This window comes from Rhizobium sp. PDO1-076 (genome assembly GCF_000247475.1).
Lineage (GTDB): Bacteria > Pseudomonadota > Alphaproteobacteria > Rhizobiales > Rhizobiaceae > Allorhizobium.
In genome coordinates, this window is sequence record NZ_AHZC01000321.1 from 16,524 (window position 1) to 36,330 (window position 19,807).

The following is a 19,807-nucleotide window of genomic DNA, read 5'->3' on the forward strand; positions in this document are numbered from 1 at the left end:
TGATAACCAAGGAGTGGAAGCACCCATGTCGAATGCTTATGACGTCATCATTATCGGTTCCGGCCCAGGTGGCTACATTGCTGCGATCCGTGCCGCACAGCTCGGCATGAAGGTCGCAGTGGTCGAGCGCGAGCACCTGGCCGGCATCTGCTCGAACTGGGGCTGCATCCCGACCAAGGCTTTGCTGCGTTCGGCTGACGTCCTGCACGCCGCCCAGCATGCCAAGAGCTTCGGCCTGACGCTGGAAGGCTCGATCAAGCCGGACCTGAAGGCGATCGTTGCCCGCTCGCGCGGCATTGCCGAGCGCATGAATGCCGGCGTCGGCTTCCTGTTCAAGAAGAACAAGGTCGATATCATCTGGGGCGAGGCCAAGCTGACCAAGCCGGGCGAGGTTGTCGTGTCCAAGACCGCAAAGCCGATCGTCCAGCCGCAGGCGCCGCTCCCGAAGAATACGCTGGCCGAAGGCACCTATACCGCCAAGCACATCGTCATTGCCACCGGCGCACGTCCGCGCGCGCTGCCCGGCATCGAACCCGACGGCAAGCTGATCTGGACCTATTTCGATGCAATGAAGCCGGAAGCCATGCCGAAGTCGCTGCTGGTCATGGGCTCGGGCGCGATCGGCATCGAATTCGCCTCCTTCTACCGCACCATGGGCGTGGATGTGACCGTCGTCGAACTGATGAGCCAGGTCATGCCGGTGGAAGACATCGAGATCTCGAATTTCGCCAAGAAGCAGTTCGACAAGCAGGGCATGAAGATCATCCTCGACGCGAAGGTGTCCAAGGTCGAGAAGGGTGCCGACAGCATCACCGCGCATGTCGAGAAAAAGGACGGTTCGGTCGAGAAGATCACCGCTGACCGGATGATTTCGGCGGTTGGCGTTCAGGGCAATATCGAAAACCTCGGCCTTGAAACCCTGGGCATCAAGACCGATCGCGGTTGCATCGTCATCGACGGCTACGGCAAGACCAACGTGCCCGGCGTCTACGCGATCGGCGACGTTGCCGGCCCTCCGATGCTCGCCCACAAGGCCGAGCATGAAGCCGTGATCTGCATCGAGAAGATCGCCGGCCTGCCGAACGTGCATCCGATGGACAAGCTGAAGATCCCGGGCTGCACCTATTGCAACCCGCAGGTCGCCTCTGTCGGTATGACGGAATCCAAAGCCAAGGCCGAGGGCCGCGACATCCGCGTCGGCCGCTTCCCCTTTGCCGGCAACGGCAAGGCGATCGCGCTCGGCGAGGACCAGGGCCTGGTCAAGACGATCTTTGACAAGAAGACCGGCGAATTGCTCGGAGCGCACATGGTCGGCGCCGAAGTCACCGAACTGATCCAGGGCTTCGTCGTCGCCATGAACCTCGAGACCACCGAGGAAGAACTGATGCACACGATCTTCCCGCATCCGACCATTTCGGAGACGATGAAGGAAAGCGTGCTCGACGCTTACGGCAAGGTTCTCAACGCCTGAGGCGCGCAACCGCTTAGCTGTTGTGACACGGGGTTTCGCCGCCTATATAGACGGCGAATTATAGATAGAGGAGTGGATGATGGGTTTTGAAATTGGCTGGTTCCTGACGATCATCGTCGGCGGTTTGGCCGGCTGGCTGGCTGGCAAGCTCATGGACATGCGCTTCGGCATCTTCATGAACATCATCATCGGCATCGTCGGCGCAGCCGTGGCTGCCGCGATCTTCCGCCGCCTCGGCATCTTCGTCGAGGGCGACTGGCTCGGTTATCTGATCACCAGTTTCGTCGGCGCAAGCCTGCTTCTCTTCATCGCCAAGCTTGTGCGGCGCTAATTTCTCTACCGCCGCCACGTTTCGCGGCCAGGACAGGTTACCACCATGGTCACTATCCTCGACAGGACCAATCTCGCCGACGAAAAGCGCGTGCGCCATCCGGAAAAAGCCCATCGGCCGGACACGGAAGTCATGCGCAAACCGGAATGGATCCGCGTCAAGGCTCCGACATCAAAGGGCTACCACGAAACCCGTGACCTGGTGCGCAGCCACAAGCTCGTGACCGTCTGCGAGGAAGCCGGCTGCCCGAACATCGGCGAGTGCTGGGAAAAGAAGCACGCGACCTTCATGATCATGGGCGAGATCTGTACCCGCGCCTGTGCATTCTGCAATGTCGCGACCGGCAAGCCGAATGCGCTCGACATGGCCGAGCCCGAAAACGTGGCGAAAGCCGTCAAGCAGATGGGTCTGTCCCATGTCGTCATCACCTCGGTGGATCGTGACGATCTGGATGACGGTGGCGCGGAACATTTCGAAAAGGTGATCTGGGCGATCCGTGCTGCTTCGCCCGAAACGACGATCGAGATCCTGACGCCAGACTTCCTGAAGAAGCCGGGCGCGCTGGAACGCGTCGTTGCCGCCAAGCCCGATGTCTTCAATCACAACATGGAAACCGTTCCGGGCAACTATCTGACCGTTCGTCCCGGAGCCCGCTATTTCCACTCCGTGCGTCTGCTGCAGCGGGTCAAGGAACTCGACCCGACGATGTTCACCAAGTCGGGCATCATGGTCGGCCTCGGTGAGGAGCGCAACGAAGTGCTGCAACTGATGGACGACCTGCGCACGGCCGATGTCGATTTTCTCACCATCGGCCAGTATCTGCAGCCGACCCGTAAGCACCACAAGGTGATGAGCTTCGTCACGCCGGACGAATTCAAGTCCTACGAGACCGTGGCCTATGCCAAGGGCTTCCTGATGGTATCGTCGAGCCCGCTGACCCGTTCCTCGCACCACGCCGGCGACGACTTCGCCCGCCTCAAGGCCAATCGCGAAAAGGCACAGGCGGCGCGGGGCTGATCAGTCGCGTCTTGCCTGCCAATCTTCGTGGCCATGGCATATGCGGATCACGAGAATGTCGTGATCCGCCAGATCCTGATAAATGATCAAATGCGCACCGAAGGGGTGACCGCGGACTGGTGGCGTGATTTCCAGCCGTTGTCTCGCGAGTTTTGGATTGCCTGCCAGCAGTTCCAGTGTCCGCTCCAAGTTTATATGATAGGCTTCAGCCTGTCGCTCCCCGAAACGCATCTCACCCGACCGATAGATCTGCCGGATATCCTCGGCTGCTTTGCGGGTGAGGCGATAGCCTCAAGCGCTGCGGAGCCTTTCGCTCTTCAGGGAGGAGAGGATGTCGGGCATGCTTTCGTCAGTGACGCCACTCGCCAACCCGTCATCGACAAGACTTTGAAACTCTGCAACCGCTGTGGCCCGCACCTGATCCCTGCGGATCAGGTCGCGAAGGTATTTCTCCGCATCCGTGTAGAGGCCGTTTTCGGCCTGAGCCTCCACCCAGTCTTTCAATGCAGCGGGCAATGCGACGGTGAGTTTCGCCATGTTCAATCTCCTTGTATTGGGTATGGCACCGTGAGTCCGGCTGTGTCAAAAAGCCCGTATAAGATTGACGCGCGGGGAGTTTGGCATGCCGCACTATATCTCGGCTGATGCAAGAGCCGCCGACCTCCTGAAAGCAGCAGGCCGCATTATGGTCATCGGCTGCTCGGGTGGCGGCAAGAGCACATTATCGCAAAAACTCTGCAACCATCTTGATGTGCCCTACCTTTCGATGGACCGTGAGTTCTTCTGGCTGCCCGGTTGGGTCAAGCGCGCCAAGCCGGAGGAGCGCGGATTGATTTCCGAGGCTGTCGCCCGGGATAGTTGGCTGATGGATGGTTCCGGTCCGTCCACATTCGACCTACGGGTGCCGCGCACCCATCTCGTCCTCTGGGTCAAGCGGTCGCGTTGGGCATGCCTGTGGGGTGTCGCAAAGCGAGGGATCCGCTATATCGGCCGCACCCGCCCCGACATGGCACCGGGATGCGTGGAGCGCTTTCCCGGTATAGAGTTCCTGCGCTATATCTGGACCTTCGACAGGATATTCGCCCCGCGCATCGCTGGCGCACTGGACCTCTACGGTCCCGACATCCCGGTTCTTGTACTGAAAACCCGCAAAGACATGCGCCGCCTGCTTGATCTTGTCGGCGCGCCTGCTTAAGTCCGCTCCATGCCACAATTTGAAACCCGCCGCCTTGTCACGCATTCTCCCGATCGGATGTACGATCTCGTCGCCGATGTGGAGCGCTACCCGGAATTTCTGCCGCTCTGCGAAGCGCTTGTCATCCGTTCGCGCCGTGAGCGCGACGGCAAGGAACTGCTGATCGCCGACATGACTGTGGGCTACAAGGCGATCCGCGAAACGTTCACCACCCAGGTTCTGCTCAATCCGGCCGAACATATAATCGATGTCAAATACATCGAGGGGCCGTTTAAGTATCTCGACAATCGCTGGCGGTTCGAAGTGACGGGCGAGGGCGGCTGCGCGGTCAATTTTTTCATCGACTACGAGTTCAAGAACCGCATCCTCGGCGCCCTGATGGGCTCGATGTTCGATCGCGCCTTCCGCATGTTCGCCGAAGCTTTCGAGGCACGTGCCGACAAGATCTATGCCGCCGTCTGAACGACTTCCATCAACAGTTCCAGAGCGGTCTGCACGGTTGCGAGCCTGACACCGTCACGGCCGATCTCGCCATAGTGCATCTCCCGATGCAGTATGAGACCTGACCGGCTCTTGAGCGCCAGATGGACCAGCCCGACCGGCTTGTCCGCCGTTCCGCCACCGGGGCCAGCGATGCCGGTCACGGCGACGGCGACGTTGGCCTTTGAACGATAAAGCGCGCCATGCGCCATCTGCAGCGCGGTTTCGCGCGACACCGCGCCAGAAGTCGCAAGTGTTGCCGGCGTCACGCCGATCAGGTCCATCTTGGCGTCGTTCGTATAGGTGACGAAGCCGCGGTCGACCACCGCGGACGAACCGGACACATCGGTCAGTGCGCCGGCAATCAGCCCGCCGGTACAGGATTCCGCGGTCGCCACCATCCAGCCACGCGCTCGGTAGAGAGCAATGATCTGCTCGGCAAGTCTGGCGGTTTCGGCAGGAAACAGGCTCATGCCGCCTTTCCTTGAAACACCACGGTCGCCGTTGCGATGGCGGCGATGCCTTCGCGCCGCCCGACAAAGCCGATCGTCTCGTTGGTCGTTGCCTTGACCGAGCAGCGATCGAGCGAGATTCCCAGCATATCCGACAGGTTTTCGCGCATGTCCTGACGGCGCGGTCCGATCTTAGGCGCTTCGGCAATTAGCGAAATATCCACATTCATGATCGTGCCGCCGGCATCGCGGACGATTCTGACGGCATGTTCGACAAAGATGCGCGATGTTGCACCGCGCCATTGCGGATCCGACGGTGGAAAATGGTCGCCGATATCACCCGCACCGCATGTCGCGAGCAAGGCGTCCGTCAAGGCGTGCAGCGCGACATCGGCGTCGGAATGCCCCTTCAGGCGTTGATCATGCGGCAGGAAGATGCCGCACAAGGTCACGCCATCGCCGGGTTCCAGCTGGTGCACATCGTAGCCATTGCCGGTGCGCACGTCGGGAAGCGCTCCGGCCGCCAGTTTCTCGTCCGCCATGGTGATGTCCTTCTGCACGGTAAGTTTGACGTTGTCGACAAAGCCTTCAATCAGTGTCACCGGCAGTCCCGCCCATTCCGCAATCGAGGCGTCGTCGGTGAAATCGGCGTGTGCCAGTTCGGCAGCGCGGTCATGCGCATCCAGAATGGCTGAAAACGCAAAGGCCTGCGGCGTCTGGGCTGTATAGAGGCCAGCACGCGGAACGGTGTCGGTCACCAGTCCGTCCACGCCCCGCTTCACCGTGTCGGCAATCGGCATTGCCGGCAGCATGGCCGGCAATCCCCGGCTGAACCCCGCCTCGATTCTCTCGAGCAGCGCTAGATCGAGAAAAGGCCGGACGCCGTCATGGATCAGCACATGGCTGATGCCGTGCGGCTCCAGCGCCTTCAGGCCTTTCTGTACGGAGATTTGCCGTGTGGCGCCGCCCGATACGCAAAACAATGGAGCGTCGGCTGGAAGCTGCGCGCGGACAGTGTCAAACAGGGATTGATCATCGGGATGGATGACGACGACGATCGGACCAGTTTTGGGCCAATCCAGCAGGCGGCTTAGCGTGTGCCAGAGCACCGGCCGACCGCCGATCCTGCGGTATTGCTTGGGTCCTTCGACTGAAGCGCCCGCCCGTTCGCCGCGTCCGGCAGCCACGACCACGATACCGATTGTGCGCGTCAACTCTTGCTCCATCGTTCCGACTGGTCCATGACACATTTTCTTCGCACCCGTGCTCTATCGGCTCGTAATCGTCTTTTCCAGCATTTGCCCGAAATTTTGTCGATGAGCCCTCAATGCCTCTTGGCAAGCCGGGGAACTCTGTCTAAAAATAGTGCAAAGTCCACGATTGCCCGAAAGATAATCAATTGATTTCAATTGCGTTAGATACGCCTTTCAGCATCGGTTCCGTGTCCATACGCAATCGTGTGGCGCTCGCGCCGATGTCTGGCGTGACCGATCTTCCGTTTCGTCAGCTGGCCTTTCGCTTCGGCGCTGGCCTGGTGGTGACGGAGATGGTGGCGAGCCGGGAACTGGTGTTCAATGCGGCCGAAAGCTGGAGCCGCCTGAAGGGCGCTGGGCTGACGCCGCATATGGTGCAGCTTGCCGGGCGTGAAGCCCATTGGCTGGCCGAAGCCGCCAGAATCGCCGAGGCCAATGGTGCTGATATCATCGACATCAACATGGGCTGCCCGGCCAAGAAGGTGATTGGCGGCTATGCGGGCTCTGCCCTGATGCGCGAGCCTGATCACGCCCTGGCGCTGATCGAGGCGACGGTAAAAGCCGTGAAAATTCCCGTGACGGTCAAGATGCGCCTTGGCTGGGACGATAACTCGATCAATGCGCCGCAGATCGCGGCCCGTGCGCAAGCGGCCGGCGTACAGCTCATCACCATTCATGGCCGCACCCGCATGCAGTTCTATGAAGGGCGGGCCGATTGGGACGCGATTGCAGCGGTCCGTGATGCGATCACGATCCCACTGATCGCCAATGGCGATGTGGAGAGCCGCGAGGATGCGGCCGAGATCCTGCGCCGGTCCGGTGCGGATGCCGTCATGGTCGGGCGTGCCTGCCAGGGGCGGCCATGGCATGCCGGCTGGCTTGCAGGAGCCGCGGCACCTACAGCCACCGACGTGCCCGAACTGGCCGTCGAGCACTACCGGATGATGTTGTCCCACTACGGCGCCGACGTCGGCGTCCGGCATGCGCGCAAGCATCTCGGCTGGTATCTCGGCCGTCATGCGCCCGAGCTTGCATCGGAAACAAAGGCCGCGATCATGACCTCGAAGGATCCGGATTTTGTCGCGGATGCCTTGTCGGCCGCACTTTCTGCCGGGCTTGCCCCGCAATCAAGACAGGAGGCCGCATGACGGCGAATACAAGCGGCAACGGGCTGGCGATGGCGGTTTTGAACGCCATCCAGAATCCGGTGGTCATGGTCGACGCCAATGGCCATATCGCCTTTGCCAATTGGGAGGCCGAGGCGTTTTTTGGCGCAAGCGCGAGCCATCTCGCGCGGTACCGCCTCTCGACCTTCATTCCGTTCGGCAGCCCGCTCCTGTCGCTGATCGAGCAGGTGCGCGAGCGCCTGGCGCCGGTCAACGAGTACCGCGTCGACCTCAGTTCGCCGCGCCTTGGCCAGGAGAAGCTTGTCGACATCTATGTCGCGCCGGTCGTCAGTCAGCCGGGCAATGTCGTCATCGTTTTCCAGGAACGCTCGATGGCCGACAAGATCGACCGCCAGCTGACCCATCGCGCCGCCGCCCGGTCGGTGACCGGCCTTGCCTCTATGCTAGCGCATGAGATCAAGAATCCGCTGTCCGGCATTCGCGGCGCCGCCCAGCTTCTGGAAACGGCCGTCACCGACGAAGACCGTGCACTGACCCGCCTGATCTGCGACGAGACTGATCGCATCGTCTCGCTGGTCGATCGCATGGAGGTGTTTTCCGACGAGCGCCCGGTCGATCGCCAGTCGATCAACATCCACTCGGTTCTCGATCAGGTAAAGGCCGTCGCCAAGGCCGGTTTCGCCCGCAACATTCGCATCACCGAGAGCTATGACCCGTCCCTGCCGTCCGTTTTCGCCAATCGCGATCAATTGGTGCAGGTCTTCCTAAATCTGGTCAAGAACGCCTCAGAAGCGATCGGCGAACGTTCCGATGGCGAGATCCAACTGACCACGGCCTACCGCCCGGGCATCCGTCTGTCGGTTGCCGGATCGCGTGAAAAAATCTCATTGCCACTCGAGTTCTGCGTTCATGACAATGGACCGGGCGTGCCGTCCGATCTTTTGCCGCATCTCTTCGATCCGTTCATCACCACCAAGACCAATGGCTCCGGCCTCGGTCTCGCGTTGGTGGCCAAAATTATCGGCGGCCATGGCGGTATTGTCGAATGCGACAGCCAGGCCAACCGGACTACCTTCCGGGTGCTCATGCCGATGTCCAAAGAGATAGCGCTTGATGATGCGCCCTTCGCGAAATCCACAGGAATAAATTGATGACAGCCACGATCCTTGTTGCTGACGATGATGCAGCGATCCGCACGGTGTTGAACCAGGCTCTGAGCCGGGCCGGGTATGATGTGCGCATCACCTCCAATGCCGCCACCCTCTGGCGCTGGATTTCCGCAGGCGAGGGCGATCTGGTGGTGACCGATGTCATCATGCCGGATGAAAATGCCTTCGACCTTCTGCCGAGAATCAAGAAGGCGCGGCCGGACCTGCCGGTTCTGGTGATGAGCGCACAGAACACCTTCATGACCGCCATCAAGGCATCCGAGAAGGGCGCTTACGATTATCTGCCGAAGCCGTTCGATCTGACCGAACTGATTGCCATCATCGGTCGCGCGCTGGCCGAGCCGAAAAAGAAGCCGGCCCGTCTCGATGACGACATGCAGGACGGCATGCCGCTGGTCGGTCGCTCGGCGGCCATGCAGGAAATCTACCGTGTGCTCGCGCGTCTGATGCAGACCGACCTGACGTTGATGATCACTGGCGAGTCCGGCACCGGCAAGGAGCTGGTTGCCAAGGCCCTGCATGACTATGGCAAGCGCCGCAACGGCCCCTTCGTTGCGATCAACATGGCCGCCATCCCGCGCGACCTGATCGAATCGGAGCTGTTCGGCCACGAGAAGGGCGCCTTCACCGGCGCGCAGAACCGCTCGACCGGTCGTTTCGAACAAGCGGAAGGCGGTACGCTGTTCCTCGACGAAATCGGCGACATGCCGATGGATGCGCAGACCCGGCTGCTCCGCGTCCTCCAGCAGGGCGAATACACGACGGTTGGTGGTCGGACTCCAATTCGCACCGATGTCCGTATCGTCGCTGCCACCAACAAGGACCTGAAACACTCGATCAACCAGGGCCTTTTCCGCGAAGACCTCTATTACCGCCTGAATGTCGTCCCATTGCGCTTGCCGCCGCTGCGTGACCGCGCCGAGGATATCCCCGATCTGGTCCGCCACTTCATCCAGCAGGGTGAAAAGGAAGGCCTCGATTCCAAGCGTTTCGAAACTGAAGCGCTGGAGGTGATGAAGGCCTATGCCTGGCCGGGCAACGTGCGCGAACTCGAGAATGTCGTACGCCGCCTGATGGCGCTCTATCCGCAGGATGTCATCGCGCGCGAAGTGGTGGAGCAGGAACTGCGAGCCGATATTGCCGACAGTCCGATCACCAAGGCCGGTATGCCGACGGGTTCGATGACCATTTCTCAGGCCGTCGAGGAAAACATGCGGACCTATTTCGCCGGCTTCGGCGATGCCCTGCCCCCGTCAGGCCTGTATGATCGTGTGTTGACGGAAATGGAGTATCCATTAATTTTGGCGGCCCTCACGGCTACCCGTGGTAATCAGATCAAGGCGGCCGATCTTCTCGGTTTGAACCGCAATACGCTGCGCAAAAAAATCCGGGAACTGGGTGTCTCGGTCTATCGAAGCTCGCGTTCGGCTTGACAAGCCGAAAGCCCCCGTTGCAATTTCGCCACATTGCGTTGCTCAAAAGCCACGTTGCCTTTGTTCCTTGCAGTCCCGTCTGGATTGCCGGACCGGCAGTCGGCTTTTGCAAATGACAATACACCGACCTTGGGCTTGGCCCCGGTTGTCGTGAGAACGGCCCTGAACGGGTCCGGGGGAAACAGATGGTGAGCTTGAGAAAAGCGTCGGTTGCGGACGCCGATGCCGCATTGGCTCATGATCGGCGTGCATCGTTTGCGCTGCCCGGCCTTTTGGTTGCGAGCGGCGCACTGATCTGCGCCGTCTTTACGTTGCCGATCCTCCTCGGATTGACCCCGATCGAGCCGACCTCGCAGGTGCTGGTCGCGTCGGCTGCGGTCAACTCGCTTTTCATCGTCGGTCTGATGTTCCTGATCGGACGGGAAGTCACCCGCCTGTTTCGTGCCCGCAGCCGTGGTCGGGCTGCAGCCCGGCTGCATGTGCGCATCGTTGCGCTGTTTTCGATCATCGCGATTACGCCGGCGATTCTGGTCGCAATCTTTGCCTCCATCACGCTGAATGTCGGCCTGGACCGTTGGTTCTCGCTGCGTACGCAATCGATCGTCTCGTCGTCGATGAACGTGGCGCAGGCTTATATGATGGAAAATGCCAGCTATCTGCAGGGCCAGACCATTTCCATGGCCAATGACCTGGAGCGCAACCGCTCGCTATTCTATCTCGATCGCACCGGATTCGTTGAACTTTTGACCCGTCAGGCGCGGGGCCGCGGCATGCTCGGTGCCTTTCTGGTGCGCGAAGACGGCTCGGCGATCACCCAGGCTGACATCCAGACGGAAAAGCCGCTGCCAGCCATTCCGCGCGATGCGCTGCAGAGCGCATCTGCCGGCCAGCCGACGCTCATCCCGCCCGGTGTCACAAACCTTGTCGGGGCCATTATCCAGCTCGATTCGATTTCGGGAACCTTCCTCTATACGATCAGGGCGGTGGACCCGAAGGTCATGGCCGCCATGCGGCTGATGGAAGAGAACACGGCCGAATATCAGGCGATGGAAGATGGCCGCACGACCTTGCAGATCGCTTTTGCCATCCTCTATCTGGGCTTTGCCCTGATCGTGCTGCTCGCCGCCATCTGGACTGCCATTGCGGTGGCCGACCGCATCGTGCGGCCCATCCGCCTGTTGATCGGCGCCGCCGACAGCATCGCATCCGGCAATCTCAACGTGATCGTGCCGGTCCGCGCCGCAGACGGCGATGTCGGCAGTCTTTCGCGCACGTTCAACAAGATGATCACCCAGATCCGCACCCAGCGCGACGAGATCCTCGAGGCCAAGGACGAGGTCGATGACCGGCGTCGGTTCATCGAGGCGGTTCTGTCCGGTGTGACGGCCGCCGTGATCGGCGTCGAGGATGATGGTGTGATCACCATCGTCAACCCGTCGGCCGAATTCTTCCTGGGTCTGTCGGCGGATCAGCTGATCGGCCAGAAGCTGACGCTGGTTGCGCCGGAGGTGGACCGCGTGCTCGCCGAGGCGGCTGTTCGCCATCGCGGCGAATATCGCGAACAGATCAACCTGATCCGCGGAGGCAAGGAGCGGACGCTGAATGTGCAGGTCACGCGCGAGGAAACGCGGGGATCTGCCGACAGCTACGTGATCACGCTCGATGACTTCACCGATCTGGTCATCGCCCAGCGATCGTCGGCCTGGGCCGACGTTGCGCGCCGCATTGCCCATGAGATCAAGAACCCGCTGACCCCGATCCAGCTGTCGGCCGAGCGCCTGAAGCGGCGCTATGGCAAGCAGATCGCCGAGGACGACAAGGCTGTCTTCAATCAATGCACCGACACGATTGTCCGCCAGGTCGAGGATATCGGCCGGATGGTCGATGAATTCTCCGCATTTGCCCGTATGCCAAAGCCGACCAAGCAACGCACCGATCTGCGCGAGATCCTGAAAGATGCCGTCTTCCTGCGCGAGATGGGCACCACCGAGATCGATTTTCAACGCGACTTCGGCAATGAAGTGCTCGAAGGCAGCTTCGACGCCCGCATGCTCTCGCAGGCCGTCGGCAATATCGTCAAGAATGCCGTCGAGGCCATCGAGGCCGTTCCCGCCGAGGAACTCGGCGCCGGTGGCAAGATCATGGTACGATCGTATTTTGATCGTGAACTCGACCGTTTTGCCGTCGATGTGATCGACAACGGCCGCGGCCTGCCGGTGGAGAACCGGCACCGTATTTTGGAACCCTATATGACCATGCGCGAGAAGGGCACCGGCCTCGGTCTCGCCATCGTCAAGAAGATCATTGAAGAGCATGGCGGGCAGCTTGAGCTGCATGACGCACCGGCCGATTTCGACCGGGGCAGGGGCGCGATGATCCGCATCATCCTGCCGCGCATCGAGACTGCCGCCATGGAAAGCGATAACGATAAGGAAAAGGTCTATGGCCTCTGATATTCTGGTAGTCGATGACGAAGAGGACATTCGCGAGATTGTCTCCGGCATCCTGAGCGACGAAGGCCACGAGACGCGGACGGCGCATGATGCCGACAGCGCGCTTGCGGCGATTTCAGATCGTGCACCGCGCCTGATTTTCCTCGATATCTGGATGCAGGGCAGCCGTCTCGACGGACTTTCCCTGCTTGACGAGATCAAGGTGCGTCATCCCGATCTGCCGGTGGTGATGATTTCCGGCCATGGCAATATCGAGACGGCCGTTTCGGCGATCAAGCGCGGTGCGTTCGATTTCATCGAAAAGCCATTCAAGGCGGATCGCCTGATCCTGATTGCCGAGCGTGCCTTGGAAAACTCCAAGCTCAAGCGCGAGGTCTCCGATCTCAAGCGCCGCACCGGTGATGCTGTCGAGCTGATCGGCACCTCGGTCGCCGTCTCGCAACTGCGCCAGACCATCGAGAAGGTCGCGCCAACCAATAGCCGCATCATGATTTTTGGTGCCTCAGGCTGCGGCAAGGAACTGGTTGCCCGCATGATCCACAAGCGTTCGTCGCGCAGTGGCGGACCGTTCGTGTCGCTGAATGCCGCCGCCATCACGCCGGACCGCATGGAAATGGCATTGTTCGGCACCGAAGGCACGCCGGGTCAGCCGCGCCGTATTGGCGCGCTTGAGGAAGCGCATCGCGGCATTCTCTACCTCGACGAAATCGGCGAAATGCCGCGCGAGACGCAGAACAAGATTTTGCGTGTTCTGGTCGATCAGCAGTTCGAGCGCGTCGGCGGCTCCAAGCGCGTCAAGGTCGATGTCCGGATCATATCGTCAAGCGCCTACAACCTTGAGAGCATGATCGCCGAAGGCCGGTTCCGCGAAGACCTGTTCCACCGGCTTGCCGTTGTTCCGATAAAGGTTCCGGCGCTTGCCGAGCGGCGAGAGGATATCCCGTTCCTGGTCGATATGTTCATGCGGCAGATTTCCGAGCAGGCGGGTATCCGCCAGCGCAAGATTGGCGAAGACGCCATGGCCGTGCTGCAGGCAAACGACTGGCCAGGCAATATTCGCCAGTTGCGCAACAATATCGAGCGACTGATGATCCTCGCCCGCGGTGACGCGCCGGAAACCGCAATCACTGCGGAAATGTTGCCGCAGGACCTGTCCGACATGCTGCCGAAGGTGTCTGCCAGCAATGACACCCACATCATGACCCTGCCTTTGCGTGAGGCGCGCGAAATGTTCGAGCGCGATTACCTGATTGCCCAGATCAATCGTTTTGGCGGCAATATCTCGCGCACCGCGGAATTCGTCGGCATGGAGCGCTCGGCCCTCCATCGCAAACTGAAATCCCTTGGCGTATAACTGAGTCTGGCAGTGCCGGGCGATTGAGCCGGCCGGCCGGGAAAGGCATTCATGAAGGTCATCATTTGTGGCGCAGGTCAGGTTGGCTACGGCATCGCCGAGCGCCTGTCCCAGGAAGACAACGATGTGTCGGTCATCGACACGTCTGCATCGCTCGTTAGCCACATCACCGAGACGCTGGACGTGCGCGGCTATGTCGGCCATGGCGCGCATCCCGACGTTCTGGCCAAGGCTGGCGCTGATCAGGCCGACATGCTGATCGCCGTCACGCTTTACGATGAAATCAACATGACCGCCTGTCAGGTGGCCCATTCTCTGTTCAACGTGCCGACGAAAATTGCCCGTATCCGGTCGCAGAACTACCTGCGTCCGGAATATTCCGATCTGTTTTCCCGCGACAACCTGCCGATCGACGTGACGATCTCGCCCGAGATCGAAGTCGGCAAGATGGTTCTGCGCCGCATTTCGTTTCCCGGTGCGACCGATATCGTCCGCTTCGCCGACGACAACATTGCCATGCTGGCGATCGAATGCATGGAGGATTGCCCGGTTGTCGATACGCCGCTGCATCAGCTCAGCGAGCTTTTCCCCGACCTGATGGCAACCGTCGCGGCCATCTATCGCAATGGCAAGCTGATGGTCACCCGCTCCGAGGATCACCTCCTGGTCGGCGATCTGGCCTATGTGATCTGCCAGCGCGACCACGCGCGGCGCACACTCGGGTTGTTTGGTCATGAGGAGCAGGAGGCTGCCCGCATTGTCATCGCCGGCGGCGGCAATATCGGCCACTATGTCGCTCGCACCATTGAAGAAATGCAACCGAAGACCCGCATCAAGATCATCGAAAGCGATCGGGAACGCGCCATATCGGTGTCCGATCAATTGCGCGAAAGCATCGTCCTGCATGGCTCGGCGCTCGATCAGCATATCCTGCAGCAGGCCGACATTCAGGATGCCGACCTGATGATCACGCTGACCAACAACGACCAGACCAATATTTTGAGCGCGGCTATGGCCAAGCGCCTGGGCTGCAAGTCGGGCATGGCGCTGATCAACAGCCCGTCTTTCCACGATCTTGCTGCATCGATCGGCATCGACGCCTATATCAACCCGCGCGCGGTGACGATTTCCCGTGTTTTGCAACATGTTCGCAAGGGCCGCATTCTCGCGGTCTACGCGGTACAAAAGGGCACGGCCGAAGTCATCGAGGCCGAAGCGCTGGAGACATCGCCGCTCGTCGGGCGTCCGTTCCGCGACCTGGAGCTGCCGGCCGGCCTGCGCATCGGTGCGATCTACCGCGATAAGACCGTGATCCGTCCGAATGGCGACACCAAGATCAAGGCCAAGGACCGTGTCGTGATCTTCGCGACCGCGGCTGCTGTGCGTCATGTCGAGCAGATGTTCCGCGTCTCGATCCAGTATTTCTAACCGACAGGTCCAATCCCAATGCCGAGAATTGCCTATGTGAATGGTCGTTATGTGGCGCATGACGATGCCGCCGTTCATATCGAGGATCGTGGCTATCAGTTCGCTGATGGCGTCTACGAAGTTTGCGAAATCCGCCATGGTATGATTGTCGATCTGACCCGGCATCTCGATCGGCTTGACCGCTCACTGGGCGAGCTTCAGATGAAAAGCCCGATGAGCCGCAGGGCGCTGACCCAGATCATTCGCGAAGTCGCCCGCCGCAACCGGGTGAAAAACGGCTTGTTTTATCTGCAAGTTACCCGTGGCATTGCCCGCCGCGATCATGTCTTCCCGTCGGCAGACACCACGCCTTCGCTGGTCATCACCGCGAAAATCACCGATCCGAGAGTGATTGCAGCCAAGAACGAAAAGGGTCTCAAGGCGATCACCCTGCCGGACAATCGCTGGGACCGCGTCGATATCAAGACGGTCGGCTTGCTGCCAAATGTCATGGCGCGGCAGCTTGCCAAGGAGGCTGGCGCTCAAGAGGCGATCTATATCGATGGGCGCGGCATGGTGACTGAAGGCGCCGCCACCAATGTCTGGATTGTGGATGCAAATGGCGTTCTGGTCACGAGGCCAGCCGAACACGGAATTTTGCGCGGCATCACCCGCACCGGACTGATGGATGTCACCGCTCTTCTCCGCATTCCGGTTGCAGAGCGAGAATTTTCCCGCGACGAATTGCTGTCGGCACGCGAAGTGTTCATCACGGCAGCAACCAGCATCTGCTTCCCGATCGTCGAAATCGATGGTCAAACGATCGGAAACGGTCATCCGGGATCGGTTTCCGACAAGATCCGATCCGCCTTTTTCGACGTTGCGGAGAAGACGGCGATTTGATACCAAGTTTTGCTGGTGAAGGGGCGAGGGGGCCATTTCCCGCGACCTGACCAGCGATAACAATAATCACACCGGCCAAAAGGTCGGCAAGAAAGAAAGAAGCGGCGCCATGGCGGAACGTTCTCAGAACCTGCAGGATCTTTTCCTCAACACAGTCCGTAAGCAGAAAATCTCGCTGACCATCTTCCTGATCAACGGCGTGAAGCTGACAGGTGTTGTGACATCCTTCGACAATTTCTGCGTTCTCCTGCGTCGCGACGGGCATTCCCAGCTCGTCTACAAACACGCCATCTCGACCATCATGCCGGGCCAGCCGATGCAGATGTTCGAGAGCGAAGACAACGCTTCCGGACAGGACTGAGATCATCACAAATCGCGACACCAAGAACGAATCGATCATCCCGGAAGGCGAAAAGCGTCGGGATGACATGCGGGCGGTTGTGCTCGTGCCTGTCCTGAAGCATGGCCGCCAGCCGGTCCTGCCGGAAGGCCCGCCGCCGGCTCCCAGTCGTTCGAACGAAGCCCGCCTTGAAGAAGCGATGGGCCTTGCGCGCGCCATCGACCTCACGATTGCCGCCGGTATGATCGTTCCGGTCAATCAGCCCCGCCCGGCAACCTTGCTTGGCTCGGGCAAGATTGAGGAAGTCACGGCCATGCTCGACGAGCGCGATGCCGGTCTGGTCATCGTCGATCATCCGCTGACCCCGGTCCAGCAACGCAATCTCGAAAAGGAATGGAACGCCAAGGTCATCGACCGCACCGGCCTCATTCTCGAAATCTTCGGCCGCCGTGCCTCCACCAAGGAAGGCACGCTGCAGGTTGAACTTGCGCATCTGAACTACCAGAAGGGCCGTCTGGTCCGCAGCTGGACCCACCTGGAACGCCAGCGCGGTGGCGCGGGTTTCATGGGTGGTCCGGGCGAAACCCAGATCGAAGCCGACCGTCGCATGCTGCAGGACCGCATCGTCAAGCTCGAAAAAGAGCTGGAACAGGTCGTGCGCACCCGTCAGCTTCACCGGGCCAAGCGTCGCAAGGTTCCGCATCCGATTGTCGCTCTGGTCGGCTACACCAATGCCGGCAAGTCGACCTTGTTCAATCGCATCACCGGCGCAGGCGTGCTTGCCGAAGACATGCTGTTTGCCACGCTTGATCCGACCCTGCGCCGAATGAAGCTGCCGCATGGCCGCACGGTCATCCTCTCCGACACGGTCGGCTTCATTTCCAATCTTCCGACCCATCTGGTCGCTGCCTTCCGCGCGACGCTGGAAGAGGTTCTGGAAGCAGATCTGATCCTGCATGTGCGCGACATGGCCGATCCGGACAATGGTGCCCAGTCGGCCGATGTGCTGCGCATCCTCGACGATCTCGGCATTGACGAGAAGGAGCGCTCCGAGCGCATCATCGAGATCTGGAACAAGATCGACCGGCTCGATCCGGAAACCCACGATGCCATCATGCAGAAGGCCAAGGGCCGTGAAAACGTCATGTCCGTCTCGGCAATCACTGGCGAAGGGGTCGACAGGCTCCTCGATGTTATCTCGCAACGTCTCTCGGGCGTCCTGACAGAGGCGACGATCACCATTCCCGCCGACAAACACGCGCTGATCTCCTGGGCTTATGAAAATGCCGTCGTCACCGGCCGCGAGGACCATGAGGACGGTTCCGTCAGTCTTGACGTGCGCCTGACCGAACGGCAGGCCGACGAAATGGAGCGCAAGCTGGGAAGCGGCCAGAAGCCGGACAAGGAAGACTGGGAGCGGTAACGCTTCCGGTCATCTGACTTTGCCGCCGGGAGGGAGCCGAGCCTGCAATCTCGGCCTTGGCCACGGACGTCAAGGGCCTCGCCCTCTCAAGCGAGCCGGCGCTCGATCTGCTTTGCCGCCTGCCAGAGTTCTTCCATCCGCTCCAGCGTTGCCGCCTTCAGATCCTCACCGTTTGCATGAAGTTCTGTCTCTATATGATTGAAGCGGCGGCGAAATTTTGAATTCGTGCCGCGCAGCGCCTGCTCGGGCTCCGCGCCGACATGCCGACCGATATTGACCAGCGCGAAGATCAGGTCGCCAAGTTCGTCCGAGATCCTGTCCTGCTGACCGGCCTTCAGCGCCTCGCGCAATTCACCGATTTCCTCTTCGATCTTGTCGAGGATCGGTTCGGCCTCGGACCAGTCGAATCCCACCTTGGCCGCCTGTTCCTGCAGTTTCAGCGCTTCGGTCAATGCCGGAAAGCTTCGCTGCACGCCGCCGAGATGGCCTTGCTTGAAATCTGCGCTGGCGCCGTTATTCGCCCGCCGTTCGGCGCGCTCCTGCTTCTCCTGGCGCTTGATCGCATCCCATTGCAGCTTCACCGTCTCCGGCGTGTCTGCGTCGGAACGGGCGAAGACATGCGGGTGCCGCCGGATCATCTTGGTGGTGATCGCAGTGACCACGTCGCCGAAGTTGAACAGCCCCGCCTCTTCGGCGATCTGGGCATGGAACACCACCTGCAGCAGAAGATCGCCGAGTTCGTCGCACAGATCGTCCGGATCGTTGCGCTCGATCGCGTCGGCCACTTCATAGGCTTCCTCGATCGTATAGGGTTTGATCGTCTCGAAGGTCTGGACGATGTCCCAGGGGCAGCCGGTCTCAGGATTGCGCAGTGCCGCCATGATCTCGAGCAGGCGGGTTATGTCGGTCGAAGCTTCCATGATCTGTTCTGTGTCTCGCTGGCTCAGTTGAGCGGAATTTCGTTGTCGCCCTTGGTGGCCTGATAGGTGTCAGACAGCCGGTCATAGGCGGCGCGTATCCGGCTCACCTGCTCGAACAAAGCCGGGCGCTCGGTATCGTCTGCAGACGCCACCATCTCGATCATTGCATGGCTGAGCCAGAAGGCGTTCTGCCGTCGGTAGCCGCCAGGTTCCAATCCGAACACCTCCTTGAGGATCTTGAGGTCGTGCGGAATCGCAAACGCGTCGCGGCTGTCTTCATGGCTGAAGAAGTAATAGAAATTGTCGAACCCGGCCCAGGTGATAGCCGACATGCACATGGTGCAGGGTTCGTGCGTCGAGAGAAAAATCAGATCCTTGGTGTTGGGTCGCTCGCCCAACTCGTAGAAGCGCTTGAGCGTATGAACCTCTCCGTGCCAGAGCGGGTTCTCCAATTCGTTATTCGTCTCGGCAACCACCAGCGACAGATCGGATTTGCGCAGGACCGCGGCGCCAAACACCTTGTTGCCCAAGGCAACGCCTTTGCCGGTCAGCGGCAGGATGTCATTCTCGATCACGTCGAGAAGGCGTTTGGTGATGGCGAGTGTCGTCAAAGTCGTGCCTCCGGTCTATCTAGCCCTGCAATCATATCGGCCCAACCGGCGACGCCGAAAGCAAAATGATTGTTCGTCTCCAGTTTTCTGCGATCGGAATCGACTTTTGTCCATGGAAATCGCGGTTTCCACCGCTTCTGGTGAGTTTTGCTCGCAATGGCGAAAAGCCTAGTAAAGAAATACCTGCGGGCTGCGGGGAGCGGATTTATCTTTCTTCAAATGCTGGCCGCAAAAGGTGATAGTGCAGCCCACTGGAATTGGGTTGACCATGGCAGAGAACGATTCACAGCTTTCGGTTTTTCCGGCCTTTTTCAAGGTCGAGAATGCGGTCGCCGCCGTTTTTGGCGACGGCGCTGAAGCCTATGCCAAGGTGCGGTTGCTGAAAAACACCAAAGCGCGGATCGTCGCCTACACCGCAGCGCCCGAAGCCGACTATGCGGCATTTCTTGCTCAGCATGACATTGCTCA

General features: G+C 60.2%; 19 protein-coding genes and 2 pseudogenes. 15 read left to right on the forward strand and 6 right to left on the reverse strand.

What is annotated here, in order from left to right:
* Positions 1–25: 25 nt before the first annotated feature.
* From lpdA to lipA, 3 genes are all read left to right on the forward strand, one after another.
* Positions 26–1,471, forward strand: a complete 1,446-nt coding sequence (gene lpdA / locus PDO_RS15945; RefSeq protein ID WP_007604009.1) for a dihydrolipoyl dehydrogenase — start codon at positions 26–28, stop codon at positions 1,469–1,471.
* Between the two features lie 79 nt (positions 1,472–1,550).
* Positions 1,551–1,802 carry a GlsB/YeaQ/YmgE family stress response membrane protein gene (locus PDO_RS15950; RefSeq protein WP_007604012.1) on the forward strand — a complete coding sequence of 84 codons (252 nt, stop codon included), beginning with the start codon at positions 1,551–1,553 and terminating at the stop codon, positions 1,800–1,802.
* A 45-nt stretch (positions 1,803–1,847) separates the two neighbouring features.
* Positions 1,848–2,819: a lipoyl synthase gene (lipA, locus tag PDO_RS15955; protein ID WP_007604014.1), complete on the forward strand. Its 972-nt coding sequence runs from the start codon at positions 1,848–1,850 to the stop codon at positions 2,817–2,819.
* On the opposite strand, the pseudogene PDO_RS15960 reads toward lipA, so the two are convergent.
* A pseudogene (locus PDO_RS15960) lies at positions 2,820–3,095 on the reverse strand (type II toxin-antitoxin system RelE/ParE family toxin); the annotation flags it as partial.
* A 15-nt stretch (positions 3,096–3,110) separates the two neighbouring features.
* Complete coding sequence (locus tag PDO_RS15965; RefSeq protein ID WP_007604015.1) at positions 3,111–3,356, reverse strand: ribbon-helix-helix domain-containing protein; 246 nt, start codon at positions 3,354–3,356, stop codon at positions 3,111–3,113.
* A gap of 85 nt (positions 3,357–3,441) precedes the next feature.
* On the opposite strand from PDO_RS15965, the gene PDO_RS15970 reads away from it, so the two are divergent.
* Both PDO_RS15970 and PDO_RS15975 read left to right on the forward strand, forming a co-directional pair.
* On the forward strand, positions 3,442–4,014 hold the full coding sequence (locus tag PDO_RS15970; protein WP_007604016.1) for a P-loop NTPase family protein: 573 nt from the start codon (positions 3,442–3,444) through the stop codon (positions 4,012–4,014).
* A gap of 9 nt (positions 4,015–4,023) precedes the next feature.
* Positions 4,024–4,476 (forward strand): type II toxin-antitoxin system RatA family toxin, encoded by a 453-nt coding sequence (locus PDO_RS15975; protein WP_007604017.1) that lies wholly within the window; start codon positions 4,024–4,026, stop codon positions 4,474–4,476.
* Here PDO_RS15975 and PDO_RS15980 read toward each other — a convergent pair.
* Complete coding sequence (locus PDO_RS15980) at positions 4,461–4,967, reverse strand: CinA family protein (RefSeq protein WP_007604018.1); 507 nt, start codon at positions 4,965–4,967, stop codon at positions 4,461–4,463. The two genes, PDO_RS15975 and PDO_RS15980, sit on opposite strands and share 16 nt — an antisense overlap.
* The gene (locus tag PDO_RS15985; protein WP_007604019.1) at positions 4,964–6,172 is read right to left on the reverse strand and encodes a bifunctional 2-C-methyl-D-erythritol 4-phosphate cytidylyltransferase/2-C-methyl-D-erythritol 2,4-cyclodiphosphate synthase; all 1,209 of its coding nucleotides are present in this window, start codon (positions 6,170–6,172) and stop codon (positions 4,964–4,966) included. The genes PDO_RS15980 and PDO_RS15985 overlap by 4 nt, the downstream gene beginning before the upstream one ends.
* 173 nt (positions 6,173–6,345) lie before the next feature.
* Between PDO_RS15985 and dusB the strand changes: the two genes are divergently transcribed.
* The 9 genes from dusB (at position 6,346) to hflX (ending at position 17,808) form a co-directional block, all read left to right on the forward strand.
* Positions 6,346–7,347: a tRNA dihydrouridine synthase DusB gene (gene dusB / locus PDO_RS15990; RefSeq protein WP_037074453.1), complete on the forward strand. Its 1,002-nt coding sequence runs from the start codon at positions 6,346–6,348 to the stop codon at positions 7,345–7,347.
* Positions 7,344–8,477, forward strand: coding sequence for a two-component system sensor histidine kinase NtrB (locus tag PDO_RS15995; protein WP_007604021.1), 1,134 nt, complete (start codon positions 7,344–7,346; stop codon positions 8,475–8,477). Before dusB ends, PDO_RS15995 begins: the two co-directional genes overlap by 4 nt.
* Entirely contained in the window at positions 8,477–9,928 is a 1,452-nt protein-coding gene (ntrC, locus tag PDO_RS16000) for a nitrogen regulation protein NR(I) (RefSeq protein WP_007604032.1), read from the forward strand. Before PDO_RS15995 ends, ntrC begins: the two co-directional genes overlap by 1 nt.
* Before the next feature lie 185 nt (positions 9,929–10,113).
* A complete protein-coding gene (locus tag PDO_RS16005) occupies positions 10,114–12,381 on the forward strand; it encodes a sensor histidine kinase NtrY-like (protein ID WP_007604035.1) in 2,268 nt (755 codons plus the stop codon).
* Positions 12,371–13,735: a nitrogen assimilation response regulator NtrX gene (ntrX, locus tag PDO_RS16010; protein ID WP_007604037.1), complete on the forward strand. Its 1,365-nt coding sequence runs from the start codon at positions 12,371–12,373 to the stop codon at positions 13,733–13,735. The genes PDO_RS16005 and ntrX overlap by 11 nt, the downstream gene beginning before the upstream one ends.
* Positions 13,736–13,786: 51 nt before the next feature.
* Positions 13,787–15,163 (forward strand): Trk system potassium transporter TrkA, encoded by a 1,377-nt coding sequence (trkA, locus tag PDO_RS16015; RefSeq protein ID WP_007604039.1) that lies wholly within the window; start codon positions 13,787–13,789, stop codon positions 15,161–15,163.
* Between the two features lie 18 nt (positions 15,164–15,181).
* Complete coding sequence (locus tag PDO_RS16020; RefSeq protein WP_007604041.1) at positions 15,182–16,045, forward strand: D-amino-acid transaminase; 864 nt, start codon at positions 15,182–15,184, stop codon at positions 16,043–16,045.
* Between the two features lie 109 nt (positions 16,046–16,154).
* Entirely contained in the window at positions 16,155–16,406 is a 252-nt protein-coding gene (gene hfq / locus PDO_RS16025) for an RNA chaperone Hfq (protein ID WP_007604043.1), read from the forward strand.
* Between the two features lie 67 nt (positions 16,407–16,473).
* Complete coding sequence (gene hflX, locus PDO_RS16030) at positions 16,474–17,808, forward strand: GTPase HflX (protein WP_007604045.1); 1,335 nt, start codon at positions 16,474–16,476, stop codon at positions 17,806–17,808.
* A gap of 86 nt (positions 17,809–17,894) precedes the next feature.
* Here hflX and mazG read toward each other — a convergent pair whose 3' ends face one another.
* Together mazG and PDO_RS16040 are read right to left on the reverse strand one after the other, a co-directional pair.
* Positions 17,895–18,728, reverse strand: coding sequence for a nucleoside triphosphate pyrophosphohydrolase (gene mazG, locus PDO_RS16035; RefSeq protein WP_007604048.1), 834 nt, complete (start codon positions 18,726–18,728; stop codon positions 17,895–17,897).
* Between the two features lie 23 nt (positions 18,729–18,751).
* Complete coding sequence (locus tag PDO_RS16040) at positions 18,752–19,339, reverse strand: deaminase (protein ID WP_007604050.1); 588 nt, start codon at positions 19,337–19,339, stop codon at positions 18,752–18,754.
* A 268-nt stretch (positions 19,340–19,607) separates the two neighbouring features.
* On the opposite strand from PDO_RS16040, the pseudogene PDO_RS16045 reads away from it, so the two are divergent.
* Positions 19,608–19,807 (forward strand): annotated as a pseudogene (locus tag PDO_RS16045) (siroheme synthase CysG); the annotation flags it as partial.